Raw genomic sequence first — 18,797 nt, 5'->3', positions numbered from 1 at the left:
ATATAAACGTCAATTAAAGCAATGGTAACAAAATGTCTTTTTTAATCTATAGCAAAAACGTAAACGTTGTCGTGCTCGTCAACAATTACAAAACTAAGTCCAGTATTTATTATGCAGAATAGGAAAACTTACTGTCATTCAGCCCATAAAAAATAGACCATTAACTATAAAAGCTAGTGGTCTATTAAATACGAATTCACTGATTAAAATGCAGCAGGTACTGTACCCATACGTTGACTGATTGGCTGGCTACGACCTAACAGACTACTATAGATAGTGGCGTTTTCCATCACGTGTTTGACATAGTTACGCGTTTCAGGAAAGGCAATCGATTCGACATATTGATCTGCGGCGATTGCGCCATAGGTTGGCTGCCAGCGTTTGGCATTATTAGGACCCGCGTTATAACCTGCGGTTGCCAATACTGGCTGATAGTTCAGTTTACTTAAGATATCACCCATATACCATGTACCATAACGGATATTGGTATCACCACTGTTGGCACGGCTCGCACTATAAGTCTCACCTAGATTTCGAGCGATATATTTTGCGGTATCAGGCATGACTTGCATCAACCCACTGGCGCCCACATTTGAGCGCGCGGAAGATACAAAACGGCTCTCTTGACGCATGATGCCATAAGCCCACGCTGGATCAATACCCGCTGACTGGCTATAGCGCACCACTGAATCTTGGTGCGGCATTGGATGCGAAAGTGCCAAGCTATCAACTCTATCGGTATTATCAACGGCATAAATCGCCCGATCGAGCCAGCCCATGTCATAGGCTTGACGCGCGGCAGCAATGATCAGATTATCATCACGATTATCTCGTGCTTGCTTCACAGCCCAGTTCCATTCGCGGTTGGCATACGCACGGCTGGCATCAGAGTTATATAAGGCAAATGCGCGAGCAAAGTTGCCATCTTGCATCACGCGAGCGCGGTCAGCGGTACTAACATTGGGTAAATTGCTACCACCTAGGCGACTGGCATCAAATCGCTGACCAATTCTGTCTTTTGCCATCAAGCCATAGTAGTCGTTACTTTTCGCTAGATTTTGATACATCTTTTTGGCAGTATTGCGTTTGCTACTATTGCTCGATTGTTCATAAGCACGAGCAAGCCAATATTGCCACTGACCATCCTTTTGAATTTCACCATCCATTTTTGAGATAGCTTCAACTACATCATCCCAGCGGCCAAAGCGGATCGCTGCCATGGCGTAGTCTTCAGCTTCTTCAAAGTTAAAGTCATCATCTAAACTATTGCGGAGCCACTCTACCGCTTCAACATTAAAACCGTCATCTGTATTGTGGTTCATGCGCTTAACACCAAGCGTACGATAGGCGTAACGACGTGTTTCGTCATTCAATAGTTTGATAGCGCGCTGATTGTCTTGTTTGATATCAAAATCTAATTGCAGTGCTGCCTCTCGATAGGATTTATCTGCGACACGGCCAATAGCATATAGGTATAGGTATTGATTGGTTTGGCTGGCAGGCTCGCGGCCAAAGCGGCTAAAAAACGACGAGGGATTTAGCTGAATTTCACTGAGCGCCGAATAAGCAATCGGCGTACCTAGTCGTGACGACAGCGCCATAATATCACCTGTTTTGCCTATTCGTAACATACGCTTGAGACGAGAAGCGCGATCTTGATTGCTAATGAGCGCATTATTATTCATTTCCATCGCTAGCTGGTCACACAAGGCGGGCTGCTTTTTGGTGGTTAACCAAACATCAGATTTGGCAGCCATGGCACGCATGGTATCACCGCCATTATTGAACCCAAGGGCGATAGCGCAGCGCTCGCTAGCATCGGCATTGGTGATAAGATTTGCCACTTGTCTGACAGAGGCGTAATCATTCGACCCCGCTTTGGTCTCCGCAAAGTCAGCCACCAGCTTCTCGGCCATGACTGTATCTGGATACTGGCGTACAAACTGTGATACTGCCGCTGAACTTTGTGAATTGAGGTCTAGATTCATCCGCCAGTAAGTTGGATACATGGCAAATAGACCACCGCTCATTATTTGCTCATAATTATAGAGCGCACCCACATCGCCACGATCCGCTGCGATAGCCGCCGCTGTAAACGAATCAATACTGCTGTCTTGTTGATAGTTGCTCTCTTGTTGATAGCTTTCCTCATCGCCCCACGTCAACTCCGCGCAAGCCACTTGCGACATACCAAGTGCACTTACCGCTGTTGCCACGCTAAACGCACTCATCCGTAACGTACCGGCTGCGATCCGCTTCGACACGCGCTTTTGACTGACTGATTCTTCATCCTTGATGCTATGCGCAACACGCAACTTTGTCATACTGACTCTCTTTATGATATCTCTACAAATATATGAATAACGGTTCGCTAGGTACCGCCAAGGGTATATCAATCATCATACTATACTCATTGTACTTTCAACTATCTCCTTTACCTTTTGTTAATAAATAGGACAGCACGGTGTAACATAGAAATGATAACGAGCCTCAGTTTTTATAAATGGTAATATTAATCACAGTAAATAATTGATACTGCTATGAATTATTTATCATATTGACGACCCATCGCCTATGCTAATTTTTCACATTGGTACAGGGTTGTGATAAAATACGCCACTTGTTAATCGGCTACTCCGCTATATTTTTGGTCAATCATGGACTTATCCTTATGAGTGTTACTGTATTCAATCCCCGCATCGATGACGATGCTGCTGCTGAGACGACTGTCACCGCACGTGCTGTCACTGCACTCAAAGAACCAGGTCCAGCCCAAGCGCCCGTCGAAAAAGCCGCAACTAAGAAGGTATTCATTACTACTCAAGGCTGTCAGATGAATGTCTATGATTCTGACAAAATGCTCGATGTGCTCGGCGATTCACACGGTATGGAAGTGACACATGATATCGATGAAGCCGACGTGCTGCTGATGAACACCTGCTCTATCCGTGAAAAAGCCCAAGAAAAAGTCTTTTCAGAATTAGGCCGTTGGCGCAAACTCAAAGAAAAACGTCCTGATCTGGTGATTGGCGTTGGCGGCTGCGTGGCCTCACAAGAAGGCGACAACATCCAAAAACGCGCACCTTATGTAGATATGGTGTTTGGCCCGCAAACCTTGCACCGTCTGCCAGAACTATATGATCAATCACATGAGCAGCGTGATATCGCGCCCAAAAACCGTATCGGTACGATTGACGTATCCTTCCCCAGTATTGAAAAGTTCGACTTTTTACCTGAGCCAAGAGTAGAAGGCTATAAAGCCTTTGTCTCAATCATGGAAGGTTGTTCAAAGTATTGCTCATTCTGCGTCGTGCCTTATACGCGCGGCGAAGAGTTGTCACGCCCGCTTGATGATGTATTGGCAGAGATTGATAGCCTTGCCGAGCAAGGTGTGCGTGAAATCAACCTACTCGGTCAAAACGTCAACGGCTATCGTGGCGAAAAAGACGATGGCAGTATTTGCCGTTTCGCTGAGCTGCTGCATTATGTCTCGCACGTCGATGGTGTCGAGCGTATTCGCTATACAACCAGCCATCCGCTTGAGTTTACCGATGATATCATTGATGCTTATGCACAATTGCCAGAGTTGGTATCGCACCTACACTTACCTGTTCAAAGTGGCTCAAATGCTATCTTGGCAGCGATGAAGCGTAACCATACCATTGATGTTTATATCAATCAGATCAATAAGCTTAAAGCTATTCGTCCAGATATTCACTTGTCGAGCGACTTTATCATTGGCTTCCCTGGCGAGACGGAACAAGATTTCCAAGATACCTTAAACTTGGCAAAAGAATTGAACTTCGATCACTCGTACAGCTTTATCTACTCCAAGCGTCCTGGCACGCCAGCAGCAGAACTGCCAGATGACGTAAGCTTCACGACTAAAAAAGCGCGTTTGGCTGAGTTCCAAAAAGTTATTATCGATTCAACGCTTGCCAAAACGCATGAGATGGTCGGCACCACTACTCGCGTCTTGGTTGAACAAGTTGCCAATCGTCACCCTGACTGCCTAATTGGTACAGCGGATAATACGCGTACGGTCATGTTCCCTTATGACGAAGACAAAATGGATGAGTTACTTGGTAAACTCGTCAGCGTGCGCATCACTGATTTTGTCAGCCCGCACATGGTAAAAGGCGAGCTAATCGAAGTGTTGGCATAGAACTACATATAACAATTCTAGTTAAATAAAAAAAGGCCGTTCACTATAATAGCGAACGGCTTTTTTGTGGGTGAATGTTAATCATCACTATTCTGATAACCAATCTGTCTTCCGTAATTGCTGCTTGGTCTCACGGCGACGTTTCTTGCGGACGATATCGATATCTTCCTTTTCATGAAGACCACCCTTTCTTAACAGCGGATCCAGTGCCAAATAATTACGCGGTTTCACTGCGCCATGTGATGGCTCTGTGCCTACCGCCTGTTGTTGTGCTAGCTGTCGCTCAATCTGTTTGGCCTTTTTTAACATTTGTTTTAAGCTCATTATTTTATCCTTTATTCTTTGCTACATTTTCTATAGCCTTTAATTTTTGTGGCATGTCTTTACCTGTGGCCATCAAGATGTCATGGTGATTGTTACAGATGAGCCAATCATAATTTTTAGAAACAAAATAGCACTCGTCAAAGAAGCAGATTTCATCGAGTATTTTTATTATTGCCTCAACTTTACCCTCGTAAAACCAGATTTTTGAACGCTCCTTGAATGTTCCTGTGACACCAAACCAAACACTTTCATTGGGCTGAATTAAGCGTAACAAGTAATTCTCAAGAGAATCTTTGATTTCTATTGAATACGTTTCTTGTATCAGATTTTGCCATAACCAAACTGGACGGCTTTTACCATTTTCAATTTTGCAAAAGGTTTGATAAATCTGCTCTTCTATGCCTTTGTAATCATCGTAAGGGGTTAGAACTCGAAAAGATTTATCCGTTAGATTCAGCTCAGTTTTCAAGCACATAATCTCTGCTCGTATATCAGCCCACTCTTTTGATTGAGGTCTTTTCTTACCATTTTTATTGATATAAGGATAATCTCTCATAATTGTCTCCTCAATTTGATCTTGCGTCATAAGATGCTGACAGTCAAAGCAAGATCAAGTTTCATGAAAAAGCTAGCCTTTAATACACATGACTTGTTTTAGCGTATGCACCACTTCAACCAAATCTTTTTGATTGGCCATCACTTCATCAATGTCTTTGTACGCGCCGGGTATCTCATCGATAACGCCTTTGTCTTTACGACATTCAACACCATCGGTTTGCGCTTTTAGCTCATCAATGGTGAACGCGCGTATCGCTTTACCACGGCTCATCTGTCGCCCCGCCCCGTGTGAGCAAGAGCAAAACGATTCTGCCGCGCCTAGACCACGGACGATAAAGGATTTTGCACCCATGGATCCGGGGATAATGCCAAGCTCACCGGCATAAGCACTGATTGCACCTTTACGCGTCACGTAAACCTGCTCGCCAAAATGCACCTCTTCATTGACATAGTTGTGATGACAGTTAATGGCCTCTTTGGTCAGCTGAAATCGTGGCAACCCTGCTTGCGGTGATTGCAGCGCCTTAATCACCAAACGCATCATCTCGCGGCGATTCTCTAGCGCGTAATCCTGCGCCCAGCCGACCGCCTCAACATAATCGGCAAAGCTGTCAGACCCTTGGGCAAAATACGACAAATCACGATCGGGCACATGACCAAAGCGCGATTGACGCTCTTTTTTGGCCAAATTGATAAAGTAGCGCCCGATACAGTTACCAATACCGCGGCTACCAGAATGCAGCATTACCCAAACGTCTTGGTTTTCATCTAAGCACAGCTCGATGAAATGATTGCCACCGCCAAGTGTACCCAGCTGCTTCGCCCACGTACGCTCAAAACCTTTAAGCATTTTAAGCAAGCCCGGATGCTTATCGGTAATCGGTTTTAGGCGTTTGCCGAGCGGATCAAGTGTGGAGTTTTTCGCTTGGATTTGCTTGTGCATGTTGAAACCCACAGGCACTTGTTGCTCCACTACCAAGCGTAATGACCTTAAGCTATCAGGTAAATCAATTGCAGTCAGGGATAAGCGCACGGCGTTCATACCGCAGCCGATATCCACACCGACCGCCGCAGGAATGATGGCAGACTTGGTCGGAATCACACTGCCAACGGTTGCACCTTTGCCCACATGTACATCAGGCATAACCGCAATGTGCGAATGTACAAACTCTAGCTGGGCTAAATTGCGTAACTGCTGCATCGCACCTTGCTCGATATCAGAAGTGTAAATCTTGACAGGTACTCCATGTTGACTATTTTTATTTAATACTAATTGAATGCTCATTATTTATTTTTTCCACTTTTTTTATTTTTAAAGCCATACACTTTTTTAATTCGCCTATTTATATTTTTTAGACATTACTTATCTATCTCGATTAAACATAATGTTTAACAAGAAATAAAATCGTCAATTAAGAAATAATAGGCAATAAAAAACCGTATTTTTATTAATTAAAAATCAATAAAAATTATGGCTGATTTATTATGGACGTTTTAAAGAAGAATCTTTCATACCAAAAATGAGGGCGTAAATATTATGCGCACAGGTAGACAATCGCTAAGTGTTAGCGTGAATAATTTTTTGGTAATAAAGATACAGCAGAATGTTGGATAAGCAGATAACGGCAAGCACGAAACTACTTAGCACTATCGCATCACTATTTTAACAAAGTAGATTTAGAAGAAGGATGGAGCGAGTACATATAGGAGGCTATTCATTGATATGAATAGATAGAATATCACTCAATAGCTATATATAAATTTAGCCAAACCTTTTCGAAGTCTTCATTGTTGTCATGCTTTTCATACATTCAATCTTTAAAAACGTCTTAACAGTTATATAGGACACGATGATTCCTCCATAGGTTGTGGCTAATGTCAGGGCGACAGTAGCAGATTTATTAGAAATTTATAGCAAGACTATAAATCAGTGAGATAATAATAACGATTTAAAAAATATTGTCAACTATTAATTTTTAAATAACAAAAAAACTCGATAACAGAGACCATTCATTTAACAAAGTAATTATTTCAAATAATAACTAATAACTTTTTATACCATAAAACTATTAATTACTTCAGTAAACAAAGCCGCTGCAATTATGATAAAGATAATGCCGCAACCACGATTGAGCCATGCTAAGCGATTACCGACATCAAGCCAGCTTGCCAGCTTTTTACCGCCTAAGGTATATACGATCTGCCAAATGGTTTCGCTCATGAATAGCCCAATGGTCAATAAGATATATTGCGGCCATAGCGGCGCACTAAAATTAATAAACTTAGGAAAAAAGGCCGCGAAGAATAAGATCGCTTTTGGATTGGATAAGGACACCCAAACACCCGTACGAAACAGAATAAGGTTACTGGGGCCTGCCTTGACCGCTGCACTCGACAGCGAGCGTGGCTGTGGTTTATCGGCTTTACCATCAAAAACATCGTAGTCGGCTTCAACCTCTGCACTTAACTCTTTGGCATCGCTCATCAAGCTACCATCACCCGCATCACGCCATGAGCTAATCCCCAAATACACCAAGTATGCCGCGCCCACCGCTTTGATAATTGTGAGCAGCCAAGGCGATTGACGGCTGATCACATCTAGTCCCAACAATGTCGATAGCAGTAATACAAATAGACCAAGGCTCAAACCTGCCAGCGTCCATAACGTCCGCTTCACGCCATAGTTCATACCATACTGGAATGCCAGTAGCATATTGGGACCTGGGGTCGCGGAAATCAAAAACGTACTTGCGAAAAATACTGCAAACAGATGCCAAGACATCAGCTAACCCCTACTTTGTTATATATAAATGGTTCTTATACGAACAGCCATATCGCCAAAAAAAGAAATACCGCCATTGAGACGGTATTTTTATACTTACTTATATTATATACATATGTTTAGCATTTTTATAGGCTACTTGACGGTACAACTGTCTAATAGTTTTTGCAAAAAGCCGTCACAACGTTCGATTTCGATCAACTCAACATATTCATCCGCTTTGTGCGCCTGTTCAATACTACCAGGACCGCAGATGATCGTTGGGATACCTGCATTGGTAAACTGACCACCTTCCGTCGCATAAGCGACTTTATGACGCTCGTCGTCACCAGTCAGCGCAGCTATCAATGACTGTAGCTCAGCGCTGTCATTATCCGTCATTGCTGGGACGCTCTCTTCTTGCATCAGCTCGATACCCGTCTCAGGCGCACGTGCTTGCATTTGCGCATTTAGCTCAGCGACTTTTGCTTGAATAGGTTCCAGTATATCGTCTTGCGTCATGTGCGGCAGGTTACGGTAGTCAAAGGTGAACTCGCACAGATTGGGCACGATATTGGTGGCTGTGCCGCCGTGTATAGTACCTACTGACAATGTCGAATAAGGCACCGTAAACAATGCATCATTATCATCACGAGCGCTCAGCTCTTCGGCAAGCGTATCGACGTAGCCAACCAATTTGCTTGCATAGCTGATCGCATTGACACCTTGTGCAATCAATGAAGAATGCGCTGATTTGCCATGGACACGGCAACGATATACCGCGATGCCTTTGTGCGCGACCACCATCGCCATATTGGTCGGCTCACCGACGATACAGTAATCAGGGGTGATACCGCGCGCTTTTAGGTCTGCCAAAATCAATGGCGCACCCAAGCAGCCCACCTCTTCATCGAACGAAAATGCCAGATGCAATGGGCGACGCAGCTGACCGTTATTGGATAACTGTACTGCTTGTGGCAACATCGTTAACGCACACGCGATAAAACCTTTCATATCGCACGCACCGCGTCCATATAGTTTGTCACCACGTATCGTTGCCGTAAATGGATCTGATGTCCAGTCCTGACCATCAACGGGTACGACATCCGTATGGCCAGACAACACCAAACCGTTATTCACGATGTCAGCGTTTTCACCAGCGGGTACGGTCGCAAACAAGTTGGCCTTGGTTTTTGCCTCGTTAAAGGTCAAATCTACCGTCAGACCCAGCTGTTCACAGTACGCTTTTATATCATTGATCAGTGCTAGGTTAGAGTGCCGACTGACCGTATCGAAGGCGATCAGGCGCGTCAGCCAGTCAAGGCTATGTGTTGGATGCTCAGTACTATTTAACTGGCTGTCGTTATTATTGCCAACGTCATTACCATTAGCTGTATTATTAATATCTTGGATCATAAAATATCCTTATTACGATATAGTGCCAACTCCAAAATACACCACTCGCTAAGTGAAACTTGCCAAGCTTATCAAATATACTGGCACTCGTTTACTCACAACTTTGGTTTTCGAAATGGCATAAAATAAGTAGGCGCTACCCTTTTTGGAATGAGCGCCGCTGTAAAGCTCTTACTTCTTCATCCAGACCTGAAATAGGTCCTGTCACTGGCACGTTTGGAGCAACAGCTTGAATGGGTAAACTACTCACTGGTGATGCAGACCCCGCACCCATCTCCTTCATCCATTCGCTCAGTTGCTTGGATGAGCTGATATAGACAATGCAACCAAGACCTGCCCAAGCATGCGCCGCCGCGCACATGGCACAGTGCTCACCTGAGGTATAAACCACAGCTACGGCTCGTGCATCGACCGTCATGTTTTGAGCCGCCCACTTTGCGACAGCGATTTCAGGATGATAAGTGGCATCGACTGTGTTGATACGATTGCGATCCTCATATAGCACATGACCTTCACCATCAACCAATACACTACCGAACGGCTCATCACCTGCGTCTAAGGCCTCGGTGGCAAGCTCAATACAGCGACGCAGATGTTGCCTGTCATTATCCGTGATCATCCTTGCCTTCCTTTGTTCTTTTATCGCAAATCACGATGGCTGTTGTCAAATAGTATCACTTATGATGGATTATTCTGATTCATCACGTCAAGCACTGGCGGCATCGGTTTTGGTAACCTGCCTTCTGCTTGTAGCTCTTTGGTGGTTTTGGCATTGATAGACAGTCCAGCAATCAGCGCGATGTCTTTCACAGGCTTACGTTTACGCGTCGCAAAGCTCACTGGCACCATACGAGCAAACTCATAGATATAAAGATAAGACTCTTCACCACCTTCAAAATCTTCATCTTCCTCTAAACGAATCGCACCGATCTTAGCCAAATCAGATAACATCTCATTCTCTTCACTGGTCAAACCGCAATCAGTAATACCAAAACCCGTCATAAAGCCGTTTGACCACTGTTTCAATGCCATCACACGCTCGTATAAATCATGTTCATCATCAGGGATGAGCGGCATATAGGCGTAAGCATCATCTTTATCTTTTAACTGAAACACGGTGTCTTCTGCTTCCTCTGTCAACAAGGTCAATGCAGCCTCTGGTAGTGGCGCAAAGCTCAGCTCTTCAAACACCTTCGCCCATGTTGCTTCATCAGGCGCGTTACAGGCCGTCATGAGCCCTGTCATTAGGCCATGCACTTCACTGATAGACACGTCAGTCCAGTCGTCAAACGCAGTCAGCCAAGTATTCCAGCCAGAGATATTATCATTCATAACAGATGTCCTAGTGATTAAGTGTTACTTATAAAATAAAAAAATCGCGATAAAATGTCAGGGACAAATCATCGATAAATAAAAGTAAAAATACAAAGCCTTGTGCTTGTAATTACTTTGTTGATATAGATATTATGCGGTCACCTATGGCATTATTAAATGCAGCGAACAAAATTCATTCACGCTTACTTGTTAAGGATAAAAACTGACTATGTATGATCAACTTAGAATATTAGAAAAAATGGTACTCGACATCAAAAAACAGTATCAGCTTGTCAGTGCTGAACTTAGCAGCCTTAAACAACACCCTGTCACCGACTCTAAAGAATTTGCCGCTCTAAAGACAAAGCTCGATAATAGTCATAGCGAACGTGACGGTGCCAAAAAGCAACTGAACGATCTCGACAAGCGCTATCAGAGTCTCGCAGAAGCGCATCATATGATCGGTGAAGAACAAGACAAACTGCAAAAACAAATCAGTCAATTACAACAACAAAATAGCGAGCTGCAAAAGCACAATAATGAATTGAAGCAGCAATATAGCGATATCAAACAACAAAACAGTGAACTGCAAAAGAAGAACCAATTAGCCGCCGAGCGCACGCAAGTAGTATTGCAACGCCTGACCCTTATCGATCAAGCAGAAGGCTAACGCATTCCTGTAATAGATAGCAAAATATGCTACTTATCAAACCGCCCAACGCTATTTGTAAAACCTGATATCACTCATTTCACTGACCAGACATTGTAGGATGTATCATGACCGATGACCAAAGTAAATCGATAGACAAACAACCAAAAAATACTCAAGCGCCAAATGCACCATCAGCAGCGCAAAAAACGACAGCCACAGGATCAAATATATCAAGCGCCATGGCAGAATCGAATACCAAGACACCTAAAGCGCCAGAACCACAAATCAAAAAAGTAGATATCGCGATTGCTGGTGTTACTTATCCAATTTTTTGCCCAGTACATGAGCAAGAAGAACTGCTATCAGCGGTGTCTTATATCAATAACTATGCGCTTGATCTAAAGCGAGATGCACCAAGCCTCAGTCAAGAAAGCATACTAGTACTGTGTTGCTTGAATTTATACGAAAAAATCCATGCCAATCAAAGAAGTGATGAAGACCGTGTACAAAAAGATAAGCAATCACAGGCATTGTTAAATAAAATCATGAAAGACGCCCACTCTATTCTTTAAGTTAGCAGTGTTTTATAAGCAAACAGATCGTTCAAAACATGCATGATCTAATAGTGTGCGATATGATGAAAAAGCATCAAACCTATTAGCGCTTAGCCTACTAAAGCTAAGCGCTTTTTTATGTTCAATCGTTTTTATCTATCTACTTACGCATAAGGTTTGTAAGTCTTGCCTGCGTGAAAGTCTGCCTGATGCTCATAATTGCAAAAGAATAATTCTTGGGCTGATTCAGTATTACCATCACTGGTTGTCGCTAAGCTAGGCTTAGTTTCAAGGACACCGCGATACTCCGCCAAACTGTTACCACAAAAATTGCACTGACGCGGTGTGGTGACATCACCCTCTTTTGGCATCATGCTTTTGGGTGGACGTGGGTACATAAACTTGTAAAAAGCCCACATGGAAGCCCAGATAATAAGAATGACAATAATAACGGCAAACACGGCAGCGCTCCTTCAATGACAAATAAACGTAATGAATAACAAGAGTGATGACACTTACCATGATCCAATACGCTCGAATGCATAAATTTTACCGTCAATAATGGCAATGGCACAATGACTTTACGGTTAATTGTTGATTATGCTGGATTGTCATTAATGGCACTGACAAATACCCAAGTGCTATAGCAACAAAAAACTGGCCACATTGAGCCAGTTTTTATATCAAAACCTAAGATTAAAGGCTAGCAGTTATAGCTGTAACTCACTGATATCAGCTACAGTCAAGAACAAGGCGCGTACCTGCTTGAGCAATGCCAAGCGATTGTTTTTGAGCGCCGCATCTTCACTATTAACCATCACATTATCAAAGAACTGTGTCAATGGCTCATCTAAGCTCGCCAGCGTTTGCAATACTTGCGTATAGTCCGCTTGCTCCAGCAATGGTTGTACCCTTGTCTGTGCTTGCTTCACATTTGCATATAAATTTTGCTCAGCAGGTTCAGACAGTAGCGTCTCATCAACTGTATCAGCAACGCTCACTTCTGATTTGGCCAATATATTGGCAACACGCTTGTTTGAATCAGCCAACATCGACGCTTGTGACAGCTCACTAAACGCTTGTACGGCGCGAATACGCTGATCAAAATCAAGCGGCATATGCGGGTTAATCGCTTGTACAGCCTGAATCGTATCAACGCTAACGCCTTGCTCGGTATACATCGCACGATAGCGCGAGTTTAAGAACGCCATGACTTGGGTAAAAGTATCGCCCATTTTGGCAATCTTGCTACCTTCAGCATCGCTATAGCCTTTAATCGCTTGCTCAACCAATGCCACCAGATTAATCGGTAACTGCTTTTCAATCAAAATGCGTAAAATACCAATGGCAGAACGACGTAAGCTAAACGGATCTTTTGAACCCGTTGGTACTTGGTCAATCGCAAAAATACCAACCAACGTATCCAAACGATCAGCTAATGCTAAGCAGATGCCAATCGGTGTCTGTGGTAATACATCACCACTGAACTTAGGCAGGTATTGCTCCTCTAAACTTGCCGCAACTGCTTCAGGCTCATCATTCAGACGCGCATAATAAGTACCCGCGATACCTTGCAATTCAGGATATTCACCAACGAGGGAGCTGGCCAAATCTGCTTTAGACAAAATACCCGCACGTACGGTGTCATCGACATTGATATCGTGACCTTGCTGCTGCATCAATGTGGCGATAAACGCGGCAAGCTTAGCAATACGCTCAGACTTCTCCCAAATCGTCCCCAGTTTGTCTTGGAATACGCGAGTTTTCAGACTCTCTGTGAGTGCAAATAACGGCTGCTTTTGATCTTGTAAGAAGAAAAACTCTGCATCAGCCAAACGCGGACGCACCACTTTTTCATTACCTTCGATAATCTGATTGGGATCTTTTGATTCAATATTGGTGATAAAGATAAAGTAAGGCTGCAATTTGCCAATTTTATCGGTCAAGCAAAAATACTTTTGATCCGCTTGCATGGTCGAGATAAGCGCTTCTTGTGGCACTTGTAAAAAGCGCGCCTCAAAGCTGGCTCGTAATGCAATGGGGAAATCAACCAATGCGGTGACTTCGTCCAATAAATCCTGCGGTACGATAGCATCAGAATTAACTTCATCTGCCAATGCTTTGACTTGGTTTTTGATCAGCATTTGACGCTTATCAAAATCTGCCACGACTTTTAAACCATCTAACAGTTGCTCATAGTCATTGGTATGAGCAATGTTATGGTAGTCAGGGCTGTGGAAGCGATGACCACGCGTTTGCGAGCCTGTCTCATGCCCTTGGATAGTGGCATCAATGACAGTATCATCCTGCATCAATACTACCCACTGTACTGGACGTACAAACTCGTTGCGACTTGCGCCTGAGCGCATACGTTTGGCAATCGGTAGGCTATCTAACGCCGTTTGGAAAATCGCTGGCAGTAGCTCGGTAGTCGCTTGACCACTGATCGTTTGCTCAAAGCCGACATAGTCACCTTTATCGGTGTTAATGGTCGTAAGCTCGCTCGCTTCAATACCTAAGCCTTTGGCAAAACCCATCGCCGCGCGGGTTGGATTGCCCTCTGCGTCAAATGCCGCTTTGATAGCTGGTCCGCGTTTTTGCTCAGTGCGATCAGGTTGCTTGTCGCTAATGCCTTCAATTTGAATCGCCAAACGGCGCGGTGCGGCAAAGGCTTTGATGCTATCAAAGGTAATCTCAGCTGCAGACAACTGCTCAGCGACACTGGCTTGCAGCGCATCGCGTAATGGTTTTAGGCTCTTTGGAGGTAGCTCTTCACACCCCAGTTCAAATAGAATAGTACTCATGGGATGCTCCTATTGCTTGTTAGTCGGTTGATTGTTATTAGTGCTTTCTTTGGTTAAGCTGTCTGCTGCCGCGTCTTCTTTGGGCAAGTACTTCTCAAGAGCTTCGGCGCGGTGCGCTTCATCTGCCAATGGGAAGCCTAACTTGGCACGAGCTTCGACATAACCAAACGCAACCTTACGCGCAAGTGTGCGTACACGCAGGATAAAACGCTGACGCTCAGTGACCGAAATCGCACCGCGTGCATCAAGCAAGTTAAACGCATGAGAGGCTTTTAACACCATCTCATAAGCAGGCAACGGCAATCCTGCTTCTACCAACTTATCTGCCTGCTGCTCATAAAAATCAAACATCTCGCCCATCATTGGCACATCAGCGTGTTCAAAATTGTAGGTCGACTGCTCAACTTCGTTTTGATGGAACACATCACCGTACGTGACACGCCCAAACTCACCATCCGCCCAGACCAAGTCATAGACGCTATCAACGCCTTGCACATACATCGCCAGACGCTCAAGACCGTAAGTGATTTCACCTGTCACTGGGAAGCACTCAATACCGCCGACTTGCTGGAAGTACGTGAACTGAGTCACTTCCATACCGTTTAGCCAAATCTCCCAACCAAGTCCCCATGCGCCAAGCGTTGGTGATTCCCAGTTATCTTCCACAAAACGCACATCATGCACCAATGGATCGATACCAATAGCGCGTAGCGAATCCAGATATAGCTCTTGGATATTAGGTGGATTCGGCTTTAGCACGACTTGGAACTGATAGTAGTGTTGCAAGCGGTTTGGGTTGTCACCGTAGCGACCATCAGTCGGGCGACGTGACGGCTGTACATACGCTGCATTCCAACGCTCAGGACCTAACGAGCGCAAAAACGTAGCGGTATGAAACGTGCCCGCGCCGACTTCCATATCGTAAGGTTGCAATACCACGCAGCCCTTGTCGGCCCAATAATTCTGTAGGGTTAGGATTAAGTCCTGAAAAGTCATCGGTTGAGAGTCTTTGTCTTGTATCATCGGGGTTGTCGCTTCGGATGTCATAGTTTGGGTTTTCATAGTAAGTCACTGTGAAATGGGTATGATTAAATAAATCTCTGATAGCACTCGTCACCTATTTGGCAACGACGCTATTTGCCTGCTCACCTTACTAAAAATTGACTATTTTATCCATATTTACGTTAACTAAATTTGCGTTGTCGATAAAAACACGCGGCTATATCCCTGATTTACGACCAAATCATCATAAAAAATGCTTGACCGGCGACTAATCTTGAAAACAAAAAAATACCCAAATGCGTGAGCATTCGGGCAGGAGGAAAATTGTATCTTGGGCATCCTGATGATTCAGGCTTTTTATTTTTGGAGACTACTTTTTGGACAACTGCTTGTGGTACAAACTTGATTCTTTTAACGGGTCTTAATGTCTAGATATTAAATCTGGTTACTGATAGGAATCGCTATTTGCTTTTGGCATGATTATCCATAATACGATATAGATCAAAATACCCGGTACGGCAGCACTCAATGATGAGACAATTACAAACAGTAATCTGACCCACGTAGGTGACCAACCGACATATTCTGCAATACCGCCCATCACGCCCGCTATCATGCGATTATTTTGTGAGCGATGTAATTTTGCTAACTTAGCCAAACTAAATACCTCTCTATTGTCTATTTTTATAATGTATTTTTTCTTCTTTTCTTACTTTTTGAGTCTTAAGGCTACCTCGCCTTGCCAACTTACAAGTAAGTATATCAATTCTTGAAAATTTATCTGTTGAAGGTATAGACGTACTTTGTGAGTTTATGATACGTAAGCTTGCCCTAACCTGTCATACCACCACGCAAGCCCCTGATTTTAAATAGTTATTTCAAAATGTTTCAGAATCCACTTTGTTGCTAAAACCTTGCTTTAGCTACTTACACAGTTCATTATTTTTTAAATGAATCAAAGAGATAAGCAGCGTTTTGCTAAAAATTTGATAGTAATAATGACCACTCAAACCTTCAACTGTCAAAAAATCATCACTCGCTTTTTATTTTTAGACTTATACAAAAACCGATGATGAAAAAGTTAAGAATCTGCGTAAGAGTCAAATATAAGTCAGATTTACAATAACCTACCTGTAAATCCTCTAAAACCTTTATACCATGCTGATAAGTAACTCAGGTTTTAAAGGATTTATCCTTAAATCTAAAACAAATATAAGCCTAAAACAAAATAAGGATGGCTATGTACGACAACGGATTGATGATTGGACACTTTGAGCCCTTACATTTGGGGCAAATGCGCAGCATATTAGAAGCAGCAGGACAAGCAAAGACCCTGCATATCGTCATTATGGCGCATCCATCACCGCATCCAGATTTTACGATCACCTTACAAGACAAAGCGCGTTGGCTACAGATGGCCTGTGCGGATTTACCATTTATTCATATTCATACCACTGATGAGATCGAGTTGCCGCTTCATGAGCATCTTTATGATAGCAGTGAGGATGTCAGGATCGATGTGGCGACTAGTAATGCTAAGTTGCAGCGCTTGATAGAGGCACTTGCACTCCCTGCAGAGACAGTATTGTTTATGGCGGAGAACCACCCGCTGACGCAGAGTGATGTACAGGAGCAACTTATCCTACAAGTGGTCACGACAGCACTACAGCCTGAGTTCGACTCGTACGCCATTGCTCGCGACCCAGTCGCCCATTGGTCAGCACTTCATCCAGAAGCACGCGCCAACTATACAAAAACCGTTGCGATCGTCGGCGGTGAAAGCTCTGGCAAGACAACACTGGTGCATAAGCTGGCTAATTATTACGGTGCCAGCTTTGCGCTGGAGATGGGGCGTATATATGTTGGCACAGATTTGGGCGGTAGCGAAGTTGGGCTACAGTACAGCGATTACGGCCCTATTTGTCTGGATCATGCGCAAGCGATACGAGAGTCTAAAGCCAATGCGACTGCACCGATCACGATCGTTGATACGGATTTTGTGACCACGCAAGCGTTTTGTGAAGAATACGAGGGTCGCACCCATCCTTTTGTCGCTGCTTGCGTTGATGAGTTTCGGTTAGACTACACCATCATGCTCGACAACAATACGCCATGGGTCGATGATGGCATGCGCTCTTTGGGTACCCCTGAAGCACGCGGACGATTTGAGCAGCGCCTACTAGACATTTTTGCGCGTCACGATATCGCGCCGCACATGATTGACCAGCCGGATTACGATGCTCGCTATCAGCAAGCGTTGTTATTTATCGATCAGCACATCTATGGCAAAACATCATAAGCTATGCCAATAGGTGCCACATTTATAATAATAATTTACTTAGCTAGCGCATTGTAGTTAGCGCCATATTGAAATCAGTATTTACTTTAGAGGAAAAAGTTATGCGTATTCAGCTATTGGACAACATCACCGGAAAATGGTCGATGCAATGGATTGTCATTTGGTTCATTTGCGGGGTCATTGCTCTGTCCGCAGGTTTTTGGCTCACTACAGATCACACTACGCTTGATTGGTTTTACTTGGCTGTCTCATTTATTGGCTTGGTTTGCGTCGTCTCGCTGTCATTTCGCAAAAACGTCATGGGCAATGGCTTTGGTATGGGCGCAACCGCAGGGGAAGTCATTGTACAAGCAACATCTGGCGCAGTGGGTCTGATGCTCGCGCCCCTATTTAACTTTTTCACTCATGTGTATGGCATCTTTTACTGGTCAAAACACACCGACCCTGATGGCGACATGATACCCAAATCAGCGAGCAAAGCCGTTTGGTTCATCACTGCCGCATTTATCATCATTGGTCTGGCTCTTTTCCCAACCGTCAATGATTTACTGGCGAGCTATGGTTATGCGGTCGTAGAGGATGATAATAGTCTGTTTTTGGGATTCATCTCTTTCTTTTGGATCAACGTCATTGCCTTTGTGCTTTCTATTACCGCGCAAGCCGCCATGATTCTGCGTTATTCCTTTAACTGGTGGTTATGGATCATCGTCAACTTTGTGTGGCTGATCGTCAATCTCATGTCTGGTAACTATATCTTTGCGATTCAAACCATGGTTTATCAAGTAAACGCCTTTGTCGGTCTCTATGAGTGGCACCGCAGCGAACGAGGTTAATAGCAACATCTGTAGAAAAAAGCGTTTGAGATATTGAGATAAATCCTACTAATATCGCATTGGCAATACGAGTGAAATTGACTGTGCCGTCTATCAGATAAAATGGTAGACACGC

17 protein-coding genes are annotated in these 18,797 nt (G+C 44.0%); 5 read left to right on the top strand and 12 right to left on the bottom strand.

The genetic code is table 11. The annotated features are described in order from the left end of the window. Positions 1-203: 203 nt before the first annotated feature. Complete coding sequence (locus JMX83_RS00480) at positions 204-2,324, bottom strand: lytic transglycosylase domain-containing protein (protein WP_201598004.1); 2,121 nt, start codon at positions 2,322-2,324, stop codon at positions 204-206. Between the two features lie 347 nt (positions 2,325-2,671). Between JMX83_RS00480 and miaB the strand changes: the two genes are divergently transcribed. Continuing rightward, positions 2,672-4,165 carry a tRNA (N6-isopentenyl adenosine(37)-C2)-methylthiotransferase MiaB gene (miaB, locus tag JMX83_RS00475; RefSeq protein ID WP_201598001.1) on the top strand — a complete coding sequence of 498 codons (1,494 nt, stop codon included), beginning with the start codon at positions 2,672-2,674 and terminating at the stop codon, positions 4,163-4,165. Positions 4,166-4,252: 87 nt separating this feature from the next. Here the strand turns inward: miaB and JMX83_RS00470 are convergent, their stop codons facing one another. The 7 genes from JMX83_RS00470 to JMX83_RS00440 form a co-directional block, all read right to left on the bottom strand. Beyond that, positions 4,253-4,489: a hypothetical protein gene (locus JMX83_RS00470; protein WP_201598215.1), complete on the bottom strand. Its 237-nt coding sequence runs from the start codon at positions 4,487-4,489 to the stop codon at positions 4,253-4,255. Between the two features lie 4 nt (positions 4,490-4,493). Beyond that, on the bottom strand, positions 4,494-5,045 hold the full coding sequence (locus JMX83_RS00465; protein WP_201598000.1) for a DUF6756 family protein: 552 nt from the start codon (positions 5,043-5,045) through the stop codon (positions 4,494-4,496). A 72-nt stretch (positions 5,046-5,117) separates the two neighbouring features. Then, positions 5,118-6,332, bottom strand: coding sequence for an RtcB family protein (locus JMX83_RS00460; protein WP_201597999.1), 1,215 nt, complete (start codon positions 6,330-6,332; stop codon positions 5,118-5,120). 768 nt (positions 6,333-7,100) lie between these two features. Further along, positions 7,101-7,829 (bottom strand): LysE family translocator, encoded by a 729-nt coding sequence (locus JMX83_RS00455; RefSeq protein ID WP_201597998.1) that lies wholly within the window; start codon positions 7,827-7,829, stop codon positions 7,101-7,103. Between the two features lie 135 nt (positions 7,830-7,964). Next, on the bottom strand, positions 7,965-9,224 hold the full coding sequence (gene argE, locus JMX83_RS00450; protein WP_227675647.1) for an acetylornithine deacetylase: 1,260 nt from the start codon (positions 9,222-9,224) through the stop codon (positions 7,965-7,967). Positions 9,225-9,360: 136 nt separating this feature from the next. Continuing rightward, positions 9,361-9,843, bottom strand: a complete 483-nt coding sequence (locus JMX83_RS00445; protein WP_201597995.1) for a deaminase — start codon at positions 9,841-9,843, stop codon at positions 9,361-9,363. A gap of 59 nt (positions 9,844-9,902) precedes the next feature. Beyond that, positions 9,903-10,556 (bottom strand): UPF0149 family protein, encoded by a 654-nt coding sequence (locus JMX83_RS00440; RefSeq protein ID WP_201597994.1) that lies wholly within the window; start codon positions 10,554-10,556, stop codon positions 9,903-9,905. Positions 10,557-10,767: 211 nt separating this feature from the next. Here JMX83_RS00440 and JMX83_RS00435 point away from each other — a divergent pair, with 211 nt between their 5' ends. Both JMX83_RS00435 and JMX83_RS00430 read left to right on the top strand, forming a co-directional pair. Then, a complete protein-coding gene (locus JMX83_RS00435; RefSeq protein ID WP_201597993.1) occupies positions 10,768-11,208 on the top strand; it encodes a hypothetical protein in 441 nt (146 codons plus the stop codon). Positions 11,209-11,315: 107 nt separating this feature from the next. Beyond that, entirely contained in the window at positions 11,316-11,762 is a 447-nt protein-coding gene (locus JMX83_RS00430; protein ID WP_201597992.1) for a cell division protein ZapA, read from the top strand. A gap of 146 nt (positions 11,763-11,908) precedes the next feature. Here the strand turns inward: JMX83_RS00430 and JMX83_RS00425 are convergent, their stop codons facing one another. From JMX83_RS00425 to JMX83_RS00410, 4 genes are all read right to left on the bottom strand, one after another. Further along, positions 11,909-12,205, bottom strand: coding sequence for a hypothetical protein (locus tag JMX83_RS00425; RefSeq protein ID WP_227675646.1), 297 nt, complete (start codon positions 12,203-12,205; stop codon positions 11,909-11,911). 249 nt (positions 12,206-12,454) lie between these two features. Then, positions 12,455-14,548 carry a glycine--tRNA ligase subunit beta gene (gene glyS, locus JMX83_RS00420; protein WP_201597989.1) on the bottom strand — a complete coding sequence of 698 codons (2,094 nt, stop codon included), beginning with the start codon at positions 14,546-14,548 and terminating at the stop codon, positions 12,455-12,457. A 9-nt stretch (positions 14,549-14,557) separates the two neighbouring features. After that, a complete protein-coding gene (gene glyQ, locus JMX83_RS00415; RefSeq protein WP_201598181.1) occupies positions 14,558-15,544 on the bottom strand; it encodes a glycine--tRNA ligase subunit alpha in 987 nt (328 codons plus the stop codon). Positions 15,545-15,995: 451 nt separating this feature from the next. Further along, positions 15,996-16,208, bottom strand: coding sequence for a PspC domain-containing protein (locus tag JMX83_RS00410; RefSeq protein WP_201597988.1), 213 nt, complete (start codon positions 16,206-16,208; stop codon positions 15,996-15,998). 582 nt (positions 16,209-16,790) lie between these two features. Between JMX83_RS00410 and nadR the strand changes: the two genes are divergently transcribed. Both nadR and pnuC read left to right on the top strand, forming a co-directional pair. Next, positions 16,791-17,849: a multifunctional transcriptional regulator/nicotinamide-nucleotide adenylyltransferase/ribosylnicotinamide kinase NadR gene (gene nadR, locus JMX83_RS00405; RefSeq protein WP_201597987.1), complete on the top strand. Its 1,059-nt coding sequence runs from the start codon at positions 16,791-16,793 to the stop codon at positions 17,847-17,849. Between the two features lie 101 nt (positions 17,850-17,950). Then, positions 17,951-18,682, top strand: coding sequence for a nicotinamide riboside transporter PnuC (gene pnuC, locus JMX83_RS00400; protein WP_201597986.1), 732 nt, complete (start codon positions 17,951-17,953; stop codon positions 18,680-18,682). Positions 18,683-18,797: the final 115 nt, after the last annotated feature.

Source organism: Psychrobacter piscatorii (assembly GCF_904846415.1).
GTDB lineage: Bacteria > Pseudomonadota > Gammaproteobacteria > Pseudomonadales > Moraxellaceae > Psychrobacter > Psychrobacter piscatorii.
The sequence above is the reverse complement of the archived record's forward strand: the minus strand, read 5'-3'. Positions and strand labels throughout refer to the sequence as shown.